This is a genomic window from Demequina sp. TMPB413 (assembly GCF_020447105.2).
Lineage (GTDB): Bacteria > Actinomycetota > Actinomycetes > Actinomycetales > Demequinaceae > Demequina.
On sequence record NZ_CP096184.1, the window covers coordinates 1,596,805 to 1,614,129 of the forward strand.

Here is a 17,325-nt window from a genome sequence, read left to right on the forward strand (position 1 = left end):
GTGCACCATCACGTGCGCCTCGCGGTACACTTTTCGCTGGCCCTCGGGCCGATGGTGGCTATAGCTCAGTTGGTAGAGCACCGCGTTGTGGTCGCGGGGGCCGCGGGTTCAAGTCCCGTTAGCCACCCCAGCAGGGCAAAGGGCTCCGGCATCAGCCGGGGCCCTCTTGTCTTTCACCCCTCGCGCCTGTTGCGTACCTGGAACCGAGGGGGCCGTCTCTTGTCGAGGCGGTTCGCGTGCCGGACAGGCTATCGTGAGGGCGTGATTCACGTGAGCACGCCAGGGAGGCACGAGTGATTGCCGCATTGACCGGCGCTGGCCTTTCGGCCGCAGCGGGACTGAACGCCTTCATACCACTCGTCGTGGTCGGGGTGTTTGCACGCTTCACCACGTTCATCGAGTTGCCAGAGAACCTCATGTGGCTCCAAGAGTGGCCGACTCTCATCATCGCGTTGTTGCTGCTCACCTCCGAACTCGTACTCGACAAGATCCCTGGTGTCGACCACGTGAACGACCTGATCCAGACGGGAGTGCGGCCGCTCGTCGGCGGCGTCATCTTTGCCGCAAGCTCCTCGGCTGCCGAACTAGAGGCCGGACAGTTCTGGACAGAGAACCCCATGATCGCCGGCATCGTCGGAGCGATCATCACGCTCGTGGTCCACACCGCGAAGTCCGCGTCTCGGCCAGCCGTCAATGCGTCGACGGGCGGAACGGGCGCCCCCCTCGCCTCCTTCGCAGAAGACGCCACCTCCGTCGGCTTGAGCCTGCTCGCGATCTTCGCGCCCATCCTTGTCACCGTCGTGCTCCTGGGACTTGGCGGCGCGTTCTACTACATCGTGACGTCCGGCCGCAGGCGACGCAGGCGCCGTGAAGCGTTGCAGGTCCAAGAGCGGCTTGAACGAGAGGCCGCCCACGAACGCGGGGAAAAGGTCGCGTGGTGGCGGGCAACCTGGCGGGACCGCCTCGAAAGGGTCAACGAGCACCGTTCTGCGCTGGCACCGAACCTGCGTTCCAAAGCCGCGCGGGTGACCAACGGCCACGGCAAGAACCAGTCAGAGGCCGACGCTCCCGGCGCCGACGCCGACGCTTCTCAGGCCGACGCTGGCAAGGACAAGCCGGAGTAGTTCAGTCGCCAAAGTCGGCGACGAAGTCGGCGACAAACTCATTGGCAGGCGTACTCATGATCGCGTCGGGCGTATCGAGCTGCTCGAGCACGGCACCCTTGGACAGCACTGCGATGCGATCGGCAAGGAGCGCGGCCTCCCTGATGTCGTGCGTCACCATGATGACGGTGGTACCCAACTCGTCCTGAAGTGCGGCGAACTCCTTCTGAAGCCGCCTGCGGCCTTGAGGATCGACGGCCCCGAACGGTTCGTCCATGAGCAACACAGGAGGCTCCGTCGCGAGCGCCCTCGCCACCCCGACTCTTTGGCGCTCGCCACCCGACAGCTCGTGGGGGTAGCGGTCGGCATAGACGGAGGGCTCGAGGCCAACGAGCGTCAACAAGTGTGTGACCCTCTGCGCTGTGCGGTCCTTGTCCCAGCCCACGAGCCCTGGCACGGTCGCGACGTTCTGACGGACGGTGCGGTGGGGAAAGAGCCCCACGTGCTGAATGACGTAGCCAATCCCTCGCCTCAGCTGCACAGGGTCCTGAGACATCACGTCGGTGCCGCCAACACTGATGGCTCCCGCGGTCGGCTCCACGAGCCTGTTGACCATCCGCAAGGTGGTCGACTTGCCGCAACCGGAGGGCCCCACCAAGGCAAGCACCTCGGAGCCGCGCACCTGCAGGCTGAGGCTCTCTACCGCGTCGGTGCCGTCGGGATACGACTTGCGGACGTGATCGAACACGATGTCGGTGCCAGCCATGCGAATTACCGTACAGGGCAGGTATGTCATACCGGCGACTAGGGTGGGTGAGATGGACGACGCACGGCCCAATCCATGGCTCTCCTGGCGCTATGTGGAGAGCAACTGGACGGAGTTGAGCGATCAGCTCACCATCCACACGACGCTCACGTTGCAGGCCATCGCCATCGCGCTCGCGATCGCTTTCCCACTCGCCGTGCTCGCGCGCAACGTACGGTGGCTGACTCGCCCGATTCTCGGCGTGACGGGCGTCCTGTACACGATTCCCTCGTTCGCTCTGTTCGCGCTGCTGGCCCCGTTCACTGGAATCGGGCGCACGACGGTGCTGATTGGGCTGGTCGTGTATACCCTCTTGGTCTTGGTGCGCAACATCCTGGCGGGACTTGAGGGCGTCGACAGGGACGTCGTCGACGCGGCCCGCGGCCTCGGCTACTCGCGGCTGCGCCTCCTGTGGGGAGTTGAGATCCCCAACGCCCTCCCCTCGATTGTGGCTGGCCTGCGCATCGCGACGGTCACCACGGTCGCGCTCGTCACCGTCGGAGTGGTCGTGGGCTACGGCGGGCTCGGGCAACTGATGTTTAGGGGCTTCCAGTCCAACTACCGTGCGCAGATCGCGACGAGTTCCATCTTGTGCTTACTCCTCGCGCTCGTACTCGACCTCGCGATCGTGGTCGCGGCGCGTGCCGCAATGCCGTGGGCGCGGCGAAGGAGGGCATCGTGAGCATTTGGCAGGAGGCGTGGGACTACATCTCCAGCGGCGCAAACTGGATGGGCGAGAACGGGCTGACGCGACCCACCTTCGACGGCGGTTGGAAATTCGCGCACGACTCCATCGTCGCGCTCACGATCGAACACCTCTACATGTCCTTCGCCGCGGTCGCCCTCGCCGCGATCACCGCCTTGCCGCTCGGCATCGCGCTTGGGCACGCCCGTCGTGGCGGAATGGTCACGGTCGCCTTGTCCAACGTGTCAAGGGCGATGCCGACGCTCGCCCTCCTCACGCTCTTTGCCGCCTCTGCCATCGGCTTCGGCAACAGGGCTGTCATCATCGCCGCGGCCATCTTCGCGTTCCCTCCCATCCTGACCAACGCGTTTACCGGCATGGCAGACGTCGACGCCGATGTCCGGGAGGCCGCAGAGGGCCAAGGCCTCACTCGCCTTCAGGTCGCCACGCGCGTCGAACTCCCGCTTGCGTGGCCGCTGATCGCGGCCGGTTTGCGAACATCGGCTTCGCAGACCGTGGCGACCGTTCCCTTGGCCGCTCTCGTGGCCGGGGGCGGCCTTGGCGTGATTATCAGCACCGGTATGGCTACCCAGCGCTACGGGGAGGTGCTCGCAGGAGGCGTGCTTGTGGCCGCCCTCACGCTCGCGGTCGACGCTGGGATGGGTGCACTCCAGCGGCGCCTCACTCCCCCGCCGCTCCGCGCAGCGTCGCTAGCACCCGCGTGAGCCATCGAGAGTCCGTACAGGCGCTACCACCAGAGAGGAGGACCGTTCCGGGAACACAACGCCTTCCCAGCGAGTTACGACTTCTGTCCGGATTGATCCCACACGAGGAGCACCATGCACACCCGTTTAGCACCTTTGGCGGCGCTCGCCACGTCGGCCCTCTTCCTGGCCGCCTGTTCATCTGGCACCACAGAGTCGCCCACGTCTAGCTCCGACACCACAGGCGCCACAGCAATGGCGGCCCAACAGTGCCTGCCCGTACCAGGCGACACCATCATGGTCCTTGAAGACGACATGATGCTTCAGAACTCCGACAATGTGATCCCAGCGGTCAATGCAGAGACCGCCAATGACCAGGCCGTCCTCGACGCCCTCAACACGGTGTCCGCCGTCCTGGACACCCCCACGCTCATCCAGCTCAACAAGGCCGTCGACATCGATCGCCAAACGTCGGCTGAGGTAGCGGCTCAGTTTGTCGCCGACGAGGGCCTCTCGGCACCGTCGGAGGGTTCCGGCTCCCTCGTGGTCGGCGCCGCCAACTTCTCCGAGAACATCACGGTTGCCGAAATCTACGCCGCGGTGCTCCGCGACGCCGGCTACGACGCGACCGTGCGCACGATCGGCAACCGTGAGACCTACATGCCCGCGCTGACCTCCGGCGAGGTCGACGTGGTGCCCGAGTACGCGGCGACCGCTGCCGAGTTCATCAACCGCTCGCTCAATGGCGCCGACGCCGACGCAGTGGCCTCAGGAGACATCGCTGAAACCAAGGCGGCTCTCGACGGCTTCAGCGACTTCGGAGTCGTGTTTGGCGAGCCGTCCGACGCTCAAGACCAGAACGCATTCGCTGTCACCACGGCGTTCTCTGAGCAGTACGGAGTCACGTCACTGAGCGAGCTCGCGGAGAACTGCGCGGGCATCGCGCTCGGCGGACCTCCGGAGTGCCCCGAGCGCACGTTCTGCCAGATCGGCCTTGAGGACGTCTACGGCATCGAGGTGACCGACTTCTCGTCGCTCGACGCTGGCGGCCCACTGACGAAGACGGCGCTGCGCCAGGGCGAGATCGCCGTCGGCCTCGTTTTCAGCTCCGACGGTGAGCTGGGAGCGTAGCCAACCCTGCCCCGTCATGCACGAAGGCCCGGTCCATGTGGACCGGGCCTTCGTGTGATGTACGCCCCCGGGGACTCGAACCCCGAACCCGCTGATTAAGAGTCAGCTGCTCTGCCAGTTGAGCTAGAGGCGCATTGGTGGCGCGACCCACAACTTTAGCAGTACCTACGGCCCCAAAGAAATCGGGGTCTTAGGGGATCGAGGGGAATGGCGCGACGTCTCTCCCGGTTGGTCAGACTATGAGCAACAGACTTGAGGCAGGCGCCTCGGCCCCTGACTTCACCGCGCCCACCGACACCGGCACCTTCACGCTGTCAGACCACCGCGGCAAGAACGTCATTGTGTACTTCTACCCAGCGGCGATGACTCCAGGCTGCACCACGCAAGCATGCGATTTCAGGGACTCCTTGTCGGCTCTGCAGGCCGCTGGCTATGAGGTGGTCGGCGTGTCGAAGGACTCCCCGCAGAAGCTCGCAGCGTTCCGCGAGAAAGAGGGGCTGAACTTCACTCTCGTGTCAGACCCTGACCTCGAAATCCAGAACCTCTACGGCGCCTGGGGAGAGAAGTCGATGTACGGCAAGACCGTTGAGGGAACGCTGCGCTCCACCGTCGTCGTCGACGCAGAGGGCAAGGTGGCGCTCGCACAGTACAACGTCAAAGCGACCGGTCACGTCGCCAAACTTCGTCGAGACCTCGGGCTCGACTAGTTTTGCCTATCCTGCGAGTGCGCTCAGCTTGCCCAACAGCCTTCTGAGCGTCACGATGCCCATGAAGTGGCCCGAGTCATCGGTGATGATGATGGGCGCCCCAGGCTCGCTGCGAGCGGTGCTGATCCGCTGAGCGACCTCGGCTGGCCTGCAGTTGACGTTCACGGTGAGGGTCGAGATGAGTTCACCCGCGATCGCCGCGGCGGGGTTCACGAGTCCGTGCGGCCGCCTGTCCCTGTCAACCACAACCACCCAGTGACTTTCCACGTGAGACCACGCATGGGCAGTGCTCTGCTCGACCGGAATCGTTGGCACCGCCTGAATGAGCCGGTGCATGGTGTCGCCCGCCTGGTCTGAGAACGCGGCGAGTTGAGCCGAGATCTCCGGATCAATGTCGGTGAAACCTGGGGAAGGCTTCGCAAACAGGAAGCCCTGCGCCAACGGCACCCTCATGTCTGCAAGGCGCTTCGCGTCGGCGAGCGACTCAATTCCTTCTGCCACCACCCACGCATCGACGCGCGAGGCGAACAAACCGATCATCTCGACGAGCGCCACCTTCGCCTCGTCGGTGGCGACGCCGTGGACGATCGCACGGTCAAGTTTGAGGATGGATGGTCGCAACTCGAGGATCTGCTGCAAACCTGAATAGCCGGCGCCGGCGTCGTCCACCGCAATGAGTGCGCCTTTGGCACGCGCCGCATTAATCGAGGGCTCGAGGTCAGCCCACTCCCACGAGGAGTGCTCGGTGATCTCGAGCACAAGCCCTGTCAGGTCGGACATCTCGCTGAAGATGTCGCGTACCAACGGGTGGCGCAAGGAGTCTGGCTCAATGTTGACGGCAAGGAACGTCTCTCGCGGCATCTCAGAGCGACGCGACAGCGCCTTCCGCAGCACGACAGCCTCGAGTTCTGGTTGCAGCCCCCTTGCCTTGGCGCGAGCGAACCAGACGTCAGGACCGACTCCCTCCGCATCAGGATGACTGAAACGCGCTAGAGCCTCGTAGCCAACGACGACCCGCTGGTCGAGGTCGATGATCGGCTGGAAGTGGCACTCCACCCCGCGACCGGCAATCGCATCGTCGATTAGTTGCGTCCACCGCGCATCGGTAGCGTGAGTGTGGGCGTGAATCGTCATGAACGCTCCCCTGGCGGAACATCGGCGGCGGTGACTCGTGACGGCTCTTCTGGGTTTCCCCCACACGCATCACATACTCGATGCGGCAAGGCGGCTGCATGTTCCGGCGGCGCGACCAAGATTGGGTGGAACGAGTCGTTCATGGACACCCCATCGGCACTCGGGCGGACTTGTACAGCGTTTGTGAAGCCTCGCGGCCCACTGCGAAGCGCTTCGCAGGCTCCGCTGCGTCGACTCTAGGGCGCTTGGGCGCAACACGTCGAGCGACACGGTGTGAACATTCCCACATTCGGGAACGCCGCTTGGGCGAGAGAGCCGGGCGCGCGCCTGTATCGTTGGCTCGCGCGCGAGTGGCGGAATTGGCAGACGCGCTGGATTTAGGTTCCAGTGTCTTCGGACGTGCGGGTTCAAGTCCCGCCTCGCGCACCACGTGGCCCACGGCGGGCGTGGCGCACGCCGCCCTCGCACCACTCAGTACGCGCACGGGTACGGAAAGGCCCGGCCCCCTGAGGGCACCGGGCCTTTCCGTGACAAGAAGTCGAGTTCTTAGTGCTCTGCGGCTTCGTGCTCTGCGATCTTCGCGCGGACCTCGTCCATGTCAAGACCCTCGACGGCGTCGACGAGCTGTTCGAGCGCAGGGGCGGGCAGCGCGCCAGCCTGGTTAAACACCATGATGCCGTCGCGGAACGCCATGAGCGTCGGAATCGCGGTGACTCCGAACTTCATGCCCAGTTCCTGCTGCGCCTCGGTGTCAACCTTGGCGTGGACGATGTCGCTCTTGGTCTCGGAACTTGCCTCGAAGATCGGTGCGAAGTTCTTACAGGGGCCGCACCACTCGGCCCAAAAGTCAACGAGGACGATGCCGTCCTGGGAGACGACCTCGTCAAACGTGCTGGTGGTCAGGTCGATCGTTGCCATGCTTTCCTTCCCCTCGGGCAAGGTGCCCGACTAGAACCGTAACCGCGCAACCCCTGGGGGGTATTCCCCAGCATCCTATGTCGACCGCCGTGAACTCCGAGGGCCGCGTGCGTCGGCGTGTGGGCATTTCGCGGCGCGGATGACGGAAGCCCCGCCAACAACCTGCACACTAGAGGCATGACCGATATGGCCGAACTGCCTTCTGAACCCACAGGTTGGCTCTCCGACAGGGAACTTGACCATGTGCGCTCCGAAATGCCCATCCTGTACGTCAACGTCGTCCCCGTGCGCATCAATTCCAAGGGACAGATCACCGAGGTGGGGCTGCTGCTGCGCGCCGACGAGGGTGTGATGTCGCGAGCGCTCGTGGCCGGCCGCGTGCTCCTTCACGAGACGATCAGGGACGCTATTGTGCGGAACCTTGAAAAGGATCTCGGCCTTGCCGCGCTTCCCAGGGTACCGTTGTCACCCACTCCCTTCACCATCGCCGAGTACTTCCCCACCGAGGGCTTTGGCACCTTTCACGATGCCCGTCAACACGCGGTCGCCCTCGCCTACGTGGTTGCGATCGACGGCGACTGCGAGCCAAGCCAGAATGCCTTGGACATCGTGTGGCTCACCCCAGAAGAGGCGGCGAGCGATGACGTAGTCGAAGAGATGGCGGGCGGCCAACACGTGTTGCTACGTCACGCACTCGCGTACTGCGGAGTTCTGCCCGCCTGACCGACCTTTGCCGCCGTGCTGGCTACAGCCGCTCAAGGTGCGGGGCGATCGCGGCAAACGCCTGGCCGCGGTGTGAGATCGCGTTCTTCTGAGCTGCGCTCAGTTCCGCAGCCGTCACCTCGTGCCCCGTCGGAATGAAGATCGGGTCATAGCCGAATCCGCCTGCGCCTGCGGCTTCGCGAACAATGCTCCCCTCCATGCGCCCCTCACACACGACCTCGTGTCCTCCAGGCGTCACGAGAGCCGCCGCGCATACAAACGCTGCTGCCCTGTGCGCGTCGGGAATGTCCACCAATTGAGCGAGCAACAGCCTCACGTTGTCCTCATCTGCGCCATGCACGCCGGACCAAAGCGCCGAGAAGATCCCTGGCGCTCCGCCCATGACGTTCACCGCGATCCCCGAATCATCGGCGACGGCGGGCAGCCCAGTGGCGGCACACACCGCGCGCGCTTTGATGAGCGCGTTCTCGGCGAAGGTCACGCCATCCTCGGCAGGCGAGGGCACATCGAAGTCGCGAGCGGTCGCAAGGTCGGCTGACGTCCATCCAGGAAGCAGCGGCTCGAGGATCGCCCACACCTCGTCACGCTTGTGCGAGTTGTGGCTCGCGAACACCAACCGCGGCGGCACGGCCGACGCCGTCACAGTCCGAGCGCGGCCGCCTGCAGGCGGGCCAGCTCAGCATTTCCCGACGTCGCAAGTTCAAGGAGCGCATCGAGTTCCGCCTTGGTGAAGGCAGCCCGCTCGGCGGTCCCTTGAACCTCGACAAAGTGCCCGGCTCCCGTCATGACCACGTTCATGTCCGTCTCTGCTCGCACGTCCTCTTCGTAGGGAAGGTCGAGCATGGGGACGCCGTCGATGATCCCCACCGAGACGGCGCTCACCGAGCCGGACAGAGCCTTGGCGTCTGCCGCGATCGCGCCTTGAGCCTTTCCCCAAGCCACGGCGTCGACAAGAGCGACGTAGGCACCAGTAATGGCGGCGGTACGGGTACCGCCATCGGCGTCTAGCACATCGCAATCGACCACGATGGTGTTCTCACCGAGCGCCTTGACGTCGATCACCGCGCGCAACGAGCGCCCGATCAGACGGGAGATCTCGTGAGTGCGACCACCGATCTTGCCGCGCACCGACTCGCGGTCGTTGCGAGTGTTGGTCGCGCGAGGAAGCATCGAGTACTCGGAGGTGACCCAACCCTCGCCCGAGCCCTTCTTCCAGCGCGGAACGCTTGCGGTGAAGGAAGCGGAGCACAGCACGCGGGTGTTTCCGAAGGTCACCAGGCAGGAGCCCTCCGCGGCGCGCTGGAAGCCGCGCTCAAAAGTCACGGGGCGGAGTTGGTCTGGGTTGCGTCCGTCGATACGAGTCATGGCTTGAGCCTAGCGGCGGCTCAGATGGCAAAGACGATGCCAGGCGCTGCGAGCGTGGCTTCAGGAAACTCTGTGCGTGTTTGCGCGAGCGTGGCCGCCGGATCGACCCACGAGGGCACGTGAGTCACGACGAGCTGACGCACCCCTGCTCGCCTGGCGAGCTCTCCAGCCTGCTGGCCGGTGAGGTGAACGCCCGGCGGATTGACGTCGCGATCCGCCCAACCGGCCTCGGCGAGCAAGACGTCGGCCCCACGCGCGATGGCGATCACGTCGTCGCACAGATCCGTATCCCCCGTGAAGACCAGGGTCGCTCTCCCGCCCGTTTCGGCAGGCCCCTCAATTCGGTAGGCGAAGGCAGGGACAGGATGCCAGGCCCGCGCGGGAGTGATGACAAAGGGGCCTAGCGTCCTCGTCTCGCCTGCAACGAGCTCTTGCCAGGAGAACGGCTCCAGACTCGAGTCGTCCATACCGCCGTCACACTGCCTCACCCGATCATCGATACCCTGCGGCCCCCACAGTGGGAGCGGCTCGCGGTCGGTCTTGCTCGCTGGCCCGTAGCGGAACAGGACCGACAGCGAGGCGAGGTCCGCGCAGTGGTCGGGGTGACCGTGACTGATGAGAATCCCGTCGAGCCCCGCCGGGTCAACTGCCGCTTGGAGGGCGCCTACAGATCCGCCGCCAAGGTCAAGCAAGAGACGCCACGTTCGGCCGTCAGCGTCGGCTTCGACAAGATAGCTCGAGGCAGGATTGCCAGGGCCAGCAACGGAGCCGGCGCAGCCAATGATGGTCAGCCTCATGTCCTGAGCGGCTCCACTGCGCGCACGACAGGCCCCATGAAGCGCTGCGCGAGCACCTCGAATGCCTCGGTGGGGCCCGTCGCAAGGAACCGGTGGACGGGGGGCTGGGTCGAGAGCCGCTCAAGTCCTGACGCCACCAGCGCGCGATACACGTCCATCGCCGTCTCGGTCGCCGAATCGACCAACGTCACGTGCTCGCCCATGACATAGGACAGCGCGCCTTGAAGCATTGGATAGTGCGTACAACCCAAGATGAGGGTGTCGACCTCCGCTTGCTTGAGAGGCTCCAAGTATTCGCGTGCCACGTCGATCACCTCTTGACCAGACGTGATGCCCTCCTCAACGAATGACACAAATCGAGGACAAGCCTGCGACGTCACACGCACGCTCGGAGCGGCCGCCAGGGCATCGTCATACGCCCCAGAGTTGATCGTGGCCACCGTGCCGATCACGCCGACGCGTCCCGACCTCGTGAGGCCCGCAGCCCGGCGAACAGCGGGAACGATGACTTCGACGACGGGCACCCCGCGCTCATGAGAGAACCGCTCACGCGCGTCGCGCAGCACCGCTGCGGAGGCGGTGTTGCATGCGATGACCAGGAGTTTCACGCCGTCCTCGACGAGCGCGTCCATGATGGTGAGTGCGTGCTCGCGCACTTGAGAAATGGGTAGGGGCCCGTAGGGGCCATTCGCCGTATCTCCCACGTAATGGATCGATTCGTGGGGCATCATGTCCATGATCGCCCTGGCAACAGTGAGGCCACCCACTCCAGAGTCGAAGACTCCGATCGGCGCGTCAGACATCGTCCCTCATCACGTAGGTCATTAATGACTCCTGCAGCCAGGTCAGCGCCTGGTACAGCATTCCCAGCCACACCCGCTCGGGGTTGACGGCTGTTACCGGAGAATCGCCGGCTCGATCAGACCGCTCCGCACGCTCGATTTCGTGGTGAAGCACATCCGCATCCGCGTCAGTCTCAAGGCCGAGCCGCGCTGCGAGGACAAGCCTGACGTCGGTAAGCGCCGCCGCCGTCGCCAACGCATCAGCTTCCTGGACCTCCCACTCGGGGCCGTCCTCGTTCAACGCCTCCCAGATCGCCCTGAGCCGGTCAACCTTCGTCGCCCGCAGTTCTGGCTCCGTGAGGCGCCTGAACTCTTCTGCTACCTCGCGATCATCCGGCGCCGCATTCGGCAGGATGCGCAACACCGCGGGATCCTCCGGGTCGCTCAGCGCTGCTTCGAAGCCGCGCAAGTGCCGGAAAAGCTCCTCTTCAGGGTCTTCGCTTTCCTCCCGTTGGGCGCCGAAGGCCTCACCGTCGAGCAACAGCCCGACGTCGGCGATGACGCGCGCGACGACCGCCCGTTCCTCGGCGTCGAGTTCAGCAACGGCGACGTCGCCGCGCGCCTCAAATGCCCTCACCGGCCGCTCCGCTGCATCGTCGCCCAGAGTCCGAAGGAGTGCATCGCCTGGACGTCGACCTCCATCTTCTCTCGCCCGCCGGAGGAGACCACCGTCTTGCCTTCCGAGTGCACCTCATGCATCCGCGCTTCAGCCTGGGCTCGCGGCCACCCAAAGTAGGTCTGAAACACGTGGGTGACGTAAGACATCAAGTTGACGGGATCGTTCCACACGATGGTCACCCACGCGTCGTCAAGGCGCGAGGCGACCACGACGTCGGTGGCGCCTTGCTGCTCGGTGGACACCCCTCCAGGGTACGACCGCTCGTCTCCGTTCACGAGAGAAGGTCGCGCCTCAACCGTCGGCGGGATCGTTCTCGCCGAACCGGGAGTCCAGAATCTCCTTGCACGCAGGGCAGACAGGGAAGCGCTTGGGATCGCGCCCTGGCGTCCACACTTTGCCGCACAGCGCGATGACGGGCTCTCCTGTCATCGCGGACTCGAGAATCTTCTCTTTGCGCACGTAGTGCGAAAAGCGTTCGGCGTCGCCCGGCTCAACGAGTTCACGCTCGGACGTGCGTTCGATCGTCGACAGGGAGCCGCCGGTGGCTGGCGCGTCAGTGGTCTCACTCATGGCTCCATCGTACGGCGCACGGCGAGGTTGCTGCCCTACGAGAGCATGCCGACGAGCCGTCCCTTGCGTCGCTCGTACAGTTCTCCGGCGACGTGCGTGCCCGCCCAGACGCCGCCGACGCCGCAAGCCATGCCAACGAGAGCAGACACCGTCCACCACACGCCACCCCAGACGAACGCTGCCAGCAAAGGCGCCGTGACCAAGGGGACCACGATCCCGGTGGCGGCCGACGAGCCAAGTTGCGCTGCCAGACTCGCGCCAATCGTGCCTGGCTCGGCACCGAAGGGGCTCTCGCCCGCCGCTGGCACCCGATAAGGCAGCAACACAGAAGAGACTGCTGCGATGCCGAGGCCGATGCCGAGCGCTCCCAACGCCACGAGAAGTACCGCAGGCAGAGCCGACCACCTGCCTGTCACTGCTGCAGCAGCCACCGACATCGCCACCACTGCGGGGACGGCCCAGCCAGCGGTAGCGAGCAGGCGCCCCCTCAACACGTGCGCGCCCTTTACCCCTGACACGATGTCGAGCCAGACGGCCGAGGCGTCGTAAGCCACGTCGTTGTGCCTGCCCCACGCAATCGTGACAGCGAGCAACACCGGCAGGCCTAAGAGCCACGGGCCATTCGAACCGAGCGCGGCGACGGCGACGCCCCCCATGACGACCGGCATCGCCACAGCGCCGATCACTTGTGCCACGTAGCGCTGGTCGATGCGCCACGATCTGGCTGAACGAGCGAACACGGCACGTGTCACTGGAGTCGCCCGGAGGCCCGGCAACCTCCTTTCGACGACGGCAAGGATCCCGTCGCGAGCGCGCAGGGCTCCTCCGCCTCGAGACACGGGATTCACGAGCGCGTGCTCGACAGCGGATCGCCATGCCGCGAGCAGGACGACGAGCCACAGAGCCACCAGCCCTATCCGCCAGGCGGCACCCCAAGCATCGCCCATCGCCACCGCGGCTGGGGCGGAGAAACCCGCAGCCCACGGGGTATTCGCCACGGCGCGCACCCCCGTCGTCAACTCGGACTCGAGGAACTCCTCGAAGCCCACTGTGCGAAGCCTCACGATGGTCGCGCTCACGAGCGCCAGCGCCGCGACAGCGAGACCCCCAACGGCGAACTTGGATCCTCGCGAGGCCAAGAGCCGCGTGGCCCACAACGCCGCAAGCCGAGCGGAAGCGATCCAGGTCCCGAGGGACAACAGTGCACCGATTGCAGCCACCATCAGCACCCACGGCCCGTTGTCCTCTCCACGCCACGTGGCGGCCATCACTCCTGCGACCATGGCGAAGAAGAGTGCTGGGACGGTAGTGAACGCCGCCACGACGATTCCAGGCATGAGTCTGTGCAACTCGATTCCCCAGGGCGCGAACAACGCAGGATTGAGCGAGTCGTCGACTCCCGTGGCGAGGAGCGGAACGAGCACCCATGCGAAGGCGACGAGGACCGCGACCGCAACCAAAGCGTCTTGCTTCAAGTCTGGTGTTCGCGAGCTCAATGCATGGCTTGCGATGAAGAGGGTCGGGATGAGGGAAACGGACCAGATGGCCCCTGCAGCGACAAACAACAGCCTCCACCAGTCGCGGCGGAACTGGTGGCGCATGATGCGCCACCGGAGGCTCAGGATTGCCGCAACCACCACAAGTCCCTTTGCTCAGTGGCGTCGCCGACGAGCTCGACGAAACGCGTCTCGAGGTCGCCTGCTCCTCGCACGTCGTCAAGTGCGCCTTCGGCGAGAATCCTCCCTGCTCCGACAATCGCAACCCTGTCGCACAGCCTCTCGACCAGCGCCATCACGTGCGACGACATCACGACCGTTCCCCCTGAACCCACGAAGGCCTGAAGGATCGTCCTGATGGCAGCGCCGGATACGGGATCTACCGCTTCGAAGGGCTCGTCGAGCACCAGCACCCTCGGCGCGTGGACGAGCGCGCACGCAAGGCCTATCTTCTTCGCCATGCCGGCCGAGAAGTCGGCCACGAGCGTGCCTCCGGCCGCACCTAAATCGAGGGCAGCAAGAAGATCGTCTCTGCGCGAACGCACCACGTCGGGATCAAGGCCACGCAGGACGCCCGCGTACGAGATCAGTTCCCCGCCCGTCAGGCGGTCAAACGTGCGCAGTCCGTCGGGAAGCACGCCGAGCATCGGCTTCGCCTCGGAAGGTCGCTGCCACAAATCGACGCCATGGACATAGACCTGGCCTTCGTCGGGCGTGAGAAGTCCGGTCGCTATCGACAGCGTCGTGGTCTTGCCTGCCCCGTTCGGACCCAGCATCCCGTAAAAGGACCCTGCGGGGATGTCAAGGTCGATGCCGTCAACGGCCTGGGTCTTGCCAAAGCGTTTGCGTAGGCCCCTCAGAGCGAGCGCTGGAACGTCTGACGGCATGCGGTCAGAGTAGCCCGGCCGTCGCCGCGAATCACGATGCGGGTGCGATACCCCACTCCGCGAGCAGTGCCTCGACGCGGCGGCGAATCTCGTCACGAATTGGCCTGACCGCCTCGACACCCTGGCCGGCGGGATCATCGAGCTTCCAGTCCTCGTACCGCTTTCCTGGGTAATAGGGGCAAGCGTCGCCGCAGCCCATCGTGATCACCACGTCTGAGGCTTGGACGGCTTCAGCCGTCAAAACCTTTGGCTTCTCCGCCCGAATATCGATCCCCTCCTCGAGCATCGCCTCCACTGCGGCCGGGTTGATGTGCTCCGCCGGCATCGATCCCGCCGAGCGCACTTCCACCGCACCCCCAGACAGGTGACGCAAGTAGCCCGCAGCCATTTGGGAGCGACCGGCGTTGTGAACACAGACAAACATGGCAGACGGCTTGGCGGCTGTATCAGGCATGGCGGTTCTCCTTGGGACGATTCGTACGAAGGTTAGCGAGCCAAGGTGAACGCTAGGCAAACACCAGCAGCGCAACCATGTAGATGCTGAACGCAATCAAGAGCAGCCCTGCTTCGATGCGCGTAATTCTGCCCCTGCCGAGCGGCCACACGGCGAAGACCACGAGCGCCGCAGTGAGCCCAAACACCACCGGCAAGTCGCGCGCGATGAGGCCCGGCGACACAGCGGCAGGGGCGATTAGGCCAGCGAGGCCGATCACGCCGAGGGTATTGAAGAGGTTTGAACCGATGACGTTGCCGAGCGCGAGGTCGTTCTCACCCTTTCGTGCAGCAGCGATGGACGACGCGAGCTCCGGCGCCGAGGTGCCGATCGCCACGACGGTGAGGCCGATGACGAGGTCTGACCACCCGAGCCGCTCCGCAATCCCCACGGCCCCCCACACGAGCAACCTCGACGAGAGGACCAACAAAAACAGCCCGACGGCAAGCCACGTCCACGCCGCGCGGCGACTCAAGTGGTGAGCGACCACCTCGGCCTCCACGTCGTCGGCGAGCAAGTCGTCTCCTGCTTTCCTTGATTGCCAGATCGACCACGCGATGAGTGCGACCAGCAGCGCGACGAGCACCACGGCGTCGGCCCGCGATAGCCGCCCGTCGAGCATGAGTCCGCCAGCGAGCGCCGTCACTCCAAGAAGGACCGGTAGTTCCTTGCGCAGGATTCCCCTATGGACCAAGACAGGGGTGAGGAGGGCCGTCACGCCAAGGATGAGGCCGATGTTTGCGATGTTGGAGCCGATCGCGTTGCCGAGCGCGATCTCGGGTGCGCCCTCTGCGGCGGCGAATGCAGATACGACGAGCTCTGGAGCCGAGGTCCCAAAGCCGATGACCAGCATGCCGACGAGAAGCGGGGCCATGCCCAGATAGCGCGCCACTGCGGCCGCGCCTTCGACAAAGCGGTCGGCACTCCATGCGAGCGCGGCGAGCCCGGCTACGGTGGCGAGGACGGCAATCAGCACCGGACGAGCCTACCTGGGGCCGGTCTCCCCCACAGGAGGGGAATTTGCCTCAGGTCAGTGACGGGAAACCTACGGTCGCGTAGGGTGAGGGCCAGCCGCACCCAGTGTGTGAGTCCCCGGCCACAGGTGGCACGCCGCCGCAACACCCCTCAGGAGAGGCATGACCTCAACGTCCCAGCACGCTTCCGAAACCGCAGCAGCCTCGCGAGCAGCGGAGCCAAAGCACGTCAACCACATCACGCGGTCGTTCACCGAACTCGCGTCGACCGTGCGCGAGACGGGCTTGCTGGCGCGGTCGTACACCTTCTACGGCGTCTACAGCGCGGTACTGGTGCTGGCCCTCGGCGGAGTGATCGCAGGCATCGTGCTGCTGGGGGATTCGTGGTTCCAGCTGCTGATGGCGTTCGCGCTCGCGGTGGTCTTCACGCAGTTCGCGTTCATGGGGCATGAGGCCTCGCACCGCGCAATCTTTGTCTCTGGCCCTGCCAACGACCGGCTCGGTCGCTTCCTCAGCACCGTGGTGGTGGGCATCAGCTACCAGTGGTGGATGAACAAGCACTCGCGCCACCACGCGAACCCGAATCAGATGGGCAAAGACCCTGACATCGCGAGCGACACCATCATGTTCGTCGAAGAGGACGCATCGCGGTCGAAGGGCCTGGTCCGCGCCATCGTCAAGCGTCAGGGCTGGATCTTCTTCCCCATCCTCACGCTTGAGGGCATCAACCTCCACTATCGCTCGGTCGCCTCGCTCGTTCAGCAGGGCAGCCGCCGCCAGAAGTGGACGGAGATTCCCGCGATTGCTCTGCACTTCGGGCTGTACTTGGTGCCGCTGTTCCTCTTCCTCCCGCTCGGCATGGCCTTCGCGTTCCTCGGCGTCCAGATGGCCGTCTTCGGCGTCTACATGGGGGCGTCCTTCGCGCCAAACCACAAGGGAATGATGATCGTGCCAGAGGGCACCAAGATGGACTTCCTGTCCAAGCAGGTGCTGACAAGCCGCAACATCCGCGGCGGCTGGCCCATGTCGATCCTCATGGGCGGCCTGAACTTCCAGATCGAGCACCACTTGTTCCCCAACATGGCGCGCCCCCACCTGATTCGCACACGCGAGATCGTGCGGGAGGAGTGCGCCACGCTGGGGCTGCCGTACACCGAGACGTCGCTGATGGAGTCCTACGGGATCGTGATCCGCTACCTCAACAAGGTGGGTCTCGCCGCCCGCGACCCCTTCGACTGCCCCGAGCGCGTCGCGATGGGCCGCGGCTAGCGCAACGCATTTCACGCAAGGAGCGCCGGGCGGCATGACGCCTCCGGCGCTCCTTTCGCATCCCCGGACCAGGTCCTAGGTCGTGGGACCAAGGGCACGCAAA

At 65.1% G+C, this 17,325-nt stretch carries 21 protein-coding genes and 3 tRNA genes; 9 read left to right on the forward strand and 15 right to left on the reverse strand.

From position 1 onward, the window contains the following. The first annotated feature begins 54 nt into the window (after positions 1-54). Both LGT36_RS07755 and LGT36_RS07760 read left to right on the forward strand, forming a co-directional pair. Positions 55-130, forward strand: a tRNA-His gene (locus LGT36_RS07755). A 163-nt stretch (positions 131-293) separates the two neighbouring features. Beyond that, positions 294-1,124, forward strand: coding sequence for a DUF4126 domain-containing protein (locus LGT36_RS07760; RefSeq protein WP_226097221.1), 831 nt, complete (start codon positions 294-296; stop codon positions 1,122-1,124). Between the two features lies 1 nt (position 1,125). Here LGT36_RS07760 and LGT36_RS07765 read toward each other — a convergent pair whose 3' ends face one another. After that, positions 1,126-1,869, reverse strand: coding sequence for an ABC transporter ATP-binding protein (locus LGT36_RS07765; protein ID WP_370634332.1), 744 nt, complete (start codon positions 1,867-1,869; stop codon positions 1,126-1,128). Between the two features lie 52 nt (positions 1,870-1,921). On the opposite strand from LGT36_RS07765, the gene LGT36_RS07770 reads away from it, so the two are divergent. The 3 genes from LGT36_RS07770 (at position 1,922) to LGT36_RS07780 (ending at position 4,428) form a co-directional block, all read left to right on the forward strand. Beyond that, positions 1,922-2,590 (forward strand): ABC transporter permease, encoded by a 669-nt coding sequence (locus LGT36_RS07770; protein WP_226097220.1) that lies wholly within the window; start codon positions 1,922-1,924, stop codon positions 2,588-2,590. After that, complete coding sequence (locus LGT36_RS07775) at positions 2,587-3,318, forward strand: ABC transporter permease (RefSeq protein WP_226097219.1); 732 nt, start codon at positions 2,587-2,589, stop codon at positions 3,316-3,318. Before LGT36_RS07770 ends, LGT36_RS07775 begins: the two co-directional genes overlap by 4 nt. A gap of 114 nt (positions 3,319-3,432) precedes the next feature. Beyond that, positions 3,433-4,428 (forward strand): glycine betaine ABC transporter substrate-binding protein, encoded by a 996-nt coding sequence (locus LGT36_RS07780; protein ID WP_226097218.1) that lies wholly within the window; start codon positions 3,433-3,435, stop codon positions 4,426-4,428. 60 nt (positions 4,429-4,488) lie between these two features. Here the strand turns inward: LGT36_RS07780 and LGT36_RS07785 are convergent. Further along, positions 4,489-4,561, reverse strand: a tRNA-Lys gene (locus LGT36_RS07785). A 106-nt stretch (positions 4,562-4,667) separates the two neighbouring features. On the opposite strand from LGT36_RS07785, the gene bcp reads away from it, so the two are divergent. After that, complete coding sequence (gene bcp, locus LGT36_RS07790) at positions 4,668-5,135, forward strand: thioredoxin-dependent thiol peroxidase (RefSeq protein ID WP_226097217.1); 468 nt, start codon at positions 4,668-4,670, stop codon at positions 5,133-5,135. Between the two features lie 6 nt (positions 5,136-5,141). Here bcp and LGT36_RS07795 read toward each other — a convergent pair whose 3' ends face one another. Next, positions 5,142-6,269, reverse strand: coding sequence for an EAL domain-containing protein (locus LGT36_RS07795; RefSeq protein WP_226097216.1), 1,128 nt, complete (start codon positions 6,267-6,269; stop codon positions 5,142-5,144). 344 nt (positions 6,270-6,613) lie between these two features. On the opposite strand from LGT36_RS07795, the gene LGT36_RS07800 reads away from it, so the two are divergent. Continuing rightward, a tRNA-Leu gene (locus tag LGT36_RS07800) sits at positions 6,614-6,698 on the forward strand. 117 nt (positions 6,699-6,815) lie between these two features. Here the strand turns inward: LGT36_RS07800 and trxA are convergent. Then, positions 6,816-7,187 carry a thioredoxin gene (gene trxA / locus LGT36_RS07805; RefSeq protein WP_226097215.1) on the reverse strand — a complete coding sequence of 124 codons (372 nt, stop codon included), beginning with the start codon at positions 7,185-7,187 and terminating at the stop codon, positions 6,816-6,818. Positions 7,188-7,364: 177 nt separating this feature from the next. Between trxA and LGT36_RS07810 the strand changes: the two genes are divergently transcribed. Further along, positions 7,365-7,910 (forward strand): DUF4916 domain-containing protein, encoded by a 546-nt coding sequence (locus tag LGT36_RS07810; protein WP_226097214.1) that lies wholly within the window; start codon positions 7,365-7,367, stop codon positions 7,908-7,910. Between the two features lie 22 nt (positions 7,911-7,932). On the opposite strand, the gene rdgB is transcribed toward LGT36_RS07810, so the two are convergent. From rdgB to LGT36_RS07865, 11 genes are read right to left on the reverse strand one after another with little or no spacing between them, the layout of a single operon-like run. Further along, the gene (rdgB, locus tag LGT36_RS07815; protein WP_226097213.1) at positions 7,933-8,538 is read right to left on the reverse strand and encodes an RdgB/HAM1 family non-canonical purine NTP pyrophosphatase; all 606 of its coding nucleotides are present in this window, start codon (positions 8,536-8,538) and stop codon (positions 7,933-7,935) included. Between the two features lie 11 nt (positions 8,539-8,549). Beyond that, positions 8,550-9,275 (reverse strand): ribonuclease PH, encoded by a 726-nt coding sequence (rph, locus tag LGT36_RS07820; protein ID WP_226097212.1) that lies wholly within the window; start codon positions 9,273-9,275, stop codon positions 8,550-8,552. 20 nt (positions 9,276-9,295) lie between these two features. Next, complete coding sequence (locus LGT36_RS07825; RefSeq protein ID WP_226264654.1) at positions 9,296-10,072, reverse strand: MBL fold metallo-hydrolase; 777 nt, start codon at positions 10,070-10,072, stop codon at positions 9,296-9,298. Continuing rightward, a complete protein-coding gene (gene murI / locus LGT36_RS07830) occupies positions 10,069-10,875 on the reverse strand; it encodes a glutamate racemase (protein WP_226264653.1) in 807 nt (268 codons plus the stop codon). Before murI ends, LGT36_RS07825 begins: the two co-directional genes overlap by 4 nt. Then, on the reverse strand, positions 10,868-11,491 hold the full coding sequence (locus tag LGT36_RS07835; RefSeq protein WP_226094994.1) for a DUF2017 family protein: 624 nt from the start codon (positions 11,489-11,491) through the stop codon (positions 10,868-10,870). Before LGT36_RS07835 ends, murI begins: the two co-directional genes overlap by 8 nt. Further along, positions 11,488-11,775 (reverse strand): ATP-dependent Clp protease adapter ClpS, encoded by a 288-nt coding sequence (gene clpS / locus LGT36_RS07840; protein WP_226094993.1) that lies wholly within the window; start codon positions 11,773-11,775, stop codon positions 11,488-11,490. Before clpS ends, LGT36_RS07835 begins: the two co-directional genes overlap by 4 nt. 49 nt (positions 11,776-11,824) lie before the next feature. After that, positions 11,825-12,103, reverse strand: a complete 279-nt coding sequence (locus LGT36_RS07845; protein ID WP_226094992.1) for a DUF3039 domain-containing protein — start codon at positions 12,101-12,103, stop codon at positions 11,825-11,827. A 35-nt stretch (positions 12,104-12,138) separates the two neighbouring features. Continuing rightward, positions 12,139-13,740, reverse strand: a complete 1,602-nt coding sequence (locus LGT36_RS07850; RefSeq protein ID WP_226094990.1) for a hypothetical protein — start codon at positions 13,738-13,740, stop codon at positions 12,139-12,141. Further along, complete coding sequence (locus LGT36_RS07855) at positions 13,722-14,486, reverse strand: ABC transporter ATP-binding protein (RefSeq protein ID WP_226094988.1); 765 nt, start codon at positions 14,484-14,486, stop codon at positions 13,722-13,724. The genes LGT36_RS07850 and LGT36_RS07855 overlap by 19 nt, the downstream gene beginning before the upstream one ends. A 31-nt stretch (positions 14,487-14,517) precedes the next feature. Continuing rightward, positions 14,518-14,940, reverse strand: coding sequence for an arsenate reductase ArsC (locus LGT36_RS07860; RefSeq protein ID WP_226094987.1), 423 nt, complete (start codon positions 14,938-14,940; stop codon positions 14,518-14,520). 52 nt (positions 14,941-14,992) lie between these two features. Further along, entirely contained in the window at positions 14,993-15,955 is a 963-nt protein-coding gene (locus LGT36_RS07865) for a calcium/sodium antiporter (RefSeq protein WP_226264652.1), read from the reverse strand. Between the two features lie 160 nt (positions 15,956-16,115). Between LGT36_RS07865 and LGT36_RS07870 the strand changes: the two genes are divergently transcribed. Beyond that, positions 16,116-17,222, forward strand: coding sequence for an acyl-CoA desaturase (locus LGT36_RS07870; RefSeq protein WP_226095138.1), 1,107 nt, complete (start codon positions 16,116-16,118; stop codon positions 17,220-17,222). Positions 17,223-17,325 lie beyond the last annotated feature (103 nt).

Coding starts and splice junctions, on each gene's coding strand:
- LGT36_RS07765 (WP_370634332.1), bottom strand. CDS start 1,869: ATGGCTGGCACCGACATCGTGTTCGATCACGTCCGCAAGTCGTATCCC.
- LGT36_RS07770 (WP_226097220.1), top strand. CDS start 1,922: ATGGACGACGCACGGCCCAATCCATGGCTCTCCTGGCGCTATGTGGAG.
- LGT36_RS07780 (WP_226097218.1), top strand. CDS start 3,433: ATGCACACCCGTTTAGCACCTTTGGCGGCGCTCGCCACGTCGGCCCTC.
- bcp (WP_226097217.1), top strand. CDS start 4,668: ATGAGCAACAGACTTGAGGCAGGCGCCTCGGCCCCTGACTTCACCGCG.
- LGT36_RS07795 (WP_226097216.1), bottom strand. CDS start 6,269: ATGACGATTCACGCCCACACTCACGCTACCGATGCGCGGTGGACGCAA.
- trxA (WP_226097215.1), bottom strand. CDS start 7,187: ATGGCAACGATCGACCTGACCACCAGCACGTTTGACGAGGTCGTCTCC.
- LGT36_RS07810 (WP_226097214.1), top strand. CDS start 7,365: ATGACCGATATGGCCGAACTGCCTTCTGAACCCACAGGTTGGCTCTCC.
- rph (WP_226097212.1), bottom strand. CDS start 9,275: ATGACTCGTATCGACGGACGCAACCCAGACCAACTCCGCCCCGTGACT.
- LGT36_RS07825 (WP_226264654.1), bottom strand. CDS start 10,072: ATGAGGCTGACCATCATTGGCTGCGCCGGCTCCGTTGCTGGCCCTGGC.
- murI (WP_226264653.1), bottom strand. CDS start 10,875: ATGTCTGACGCGCCGATCGGAGTCTTCGACTCTGGAGTGGGTGGCCTC.
- LGT36_RS07845 (WP_226094992.1), bottom strand. CDS start 12,103: ATGAGTGAGACCACTGACGCGCCAGCCACCGGCGGCTCCCTGTCGACG.
- LGT36_RS07855 (WP_226094988.1), bottom strand. CDS start 14,486: ATGCCGTCAGACGTTCCAGCGCTCGCTCTGAGGGGCCTACGCAAACGC.
- LGT36_RS07860 (WP_226094987.1), bottom strand. CDS start 14,940: ATGCCTGATACAGCCGCCAAGCCGTCTGCCATGTTTGTCTGTGTTCAC.
- LGT36_RS07870 (WP_226095138.1), top strand. CDS start 16,116: ATGACCTCAACGTCCCAGCACGCTTCCGAAACCGCAGCAGCCTCGCGA.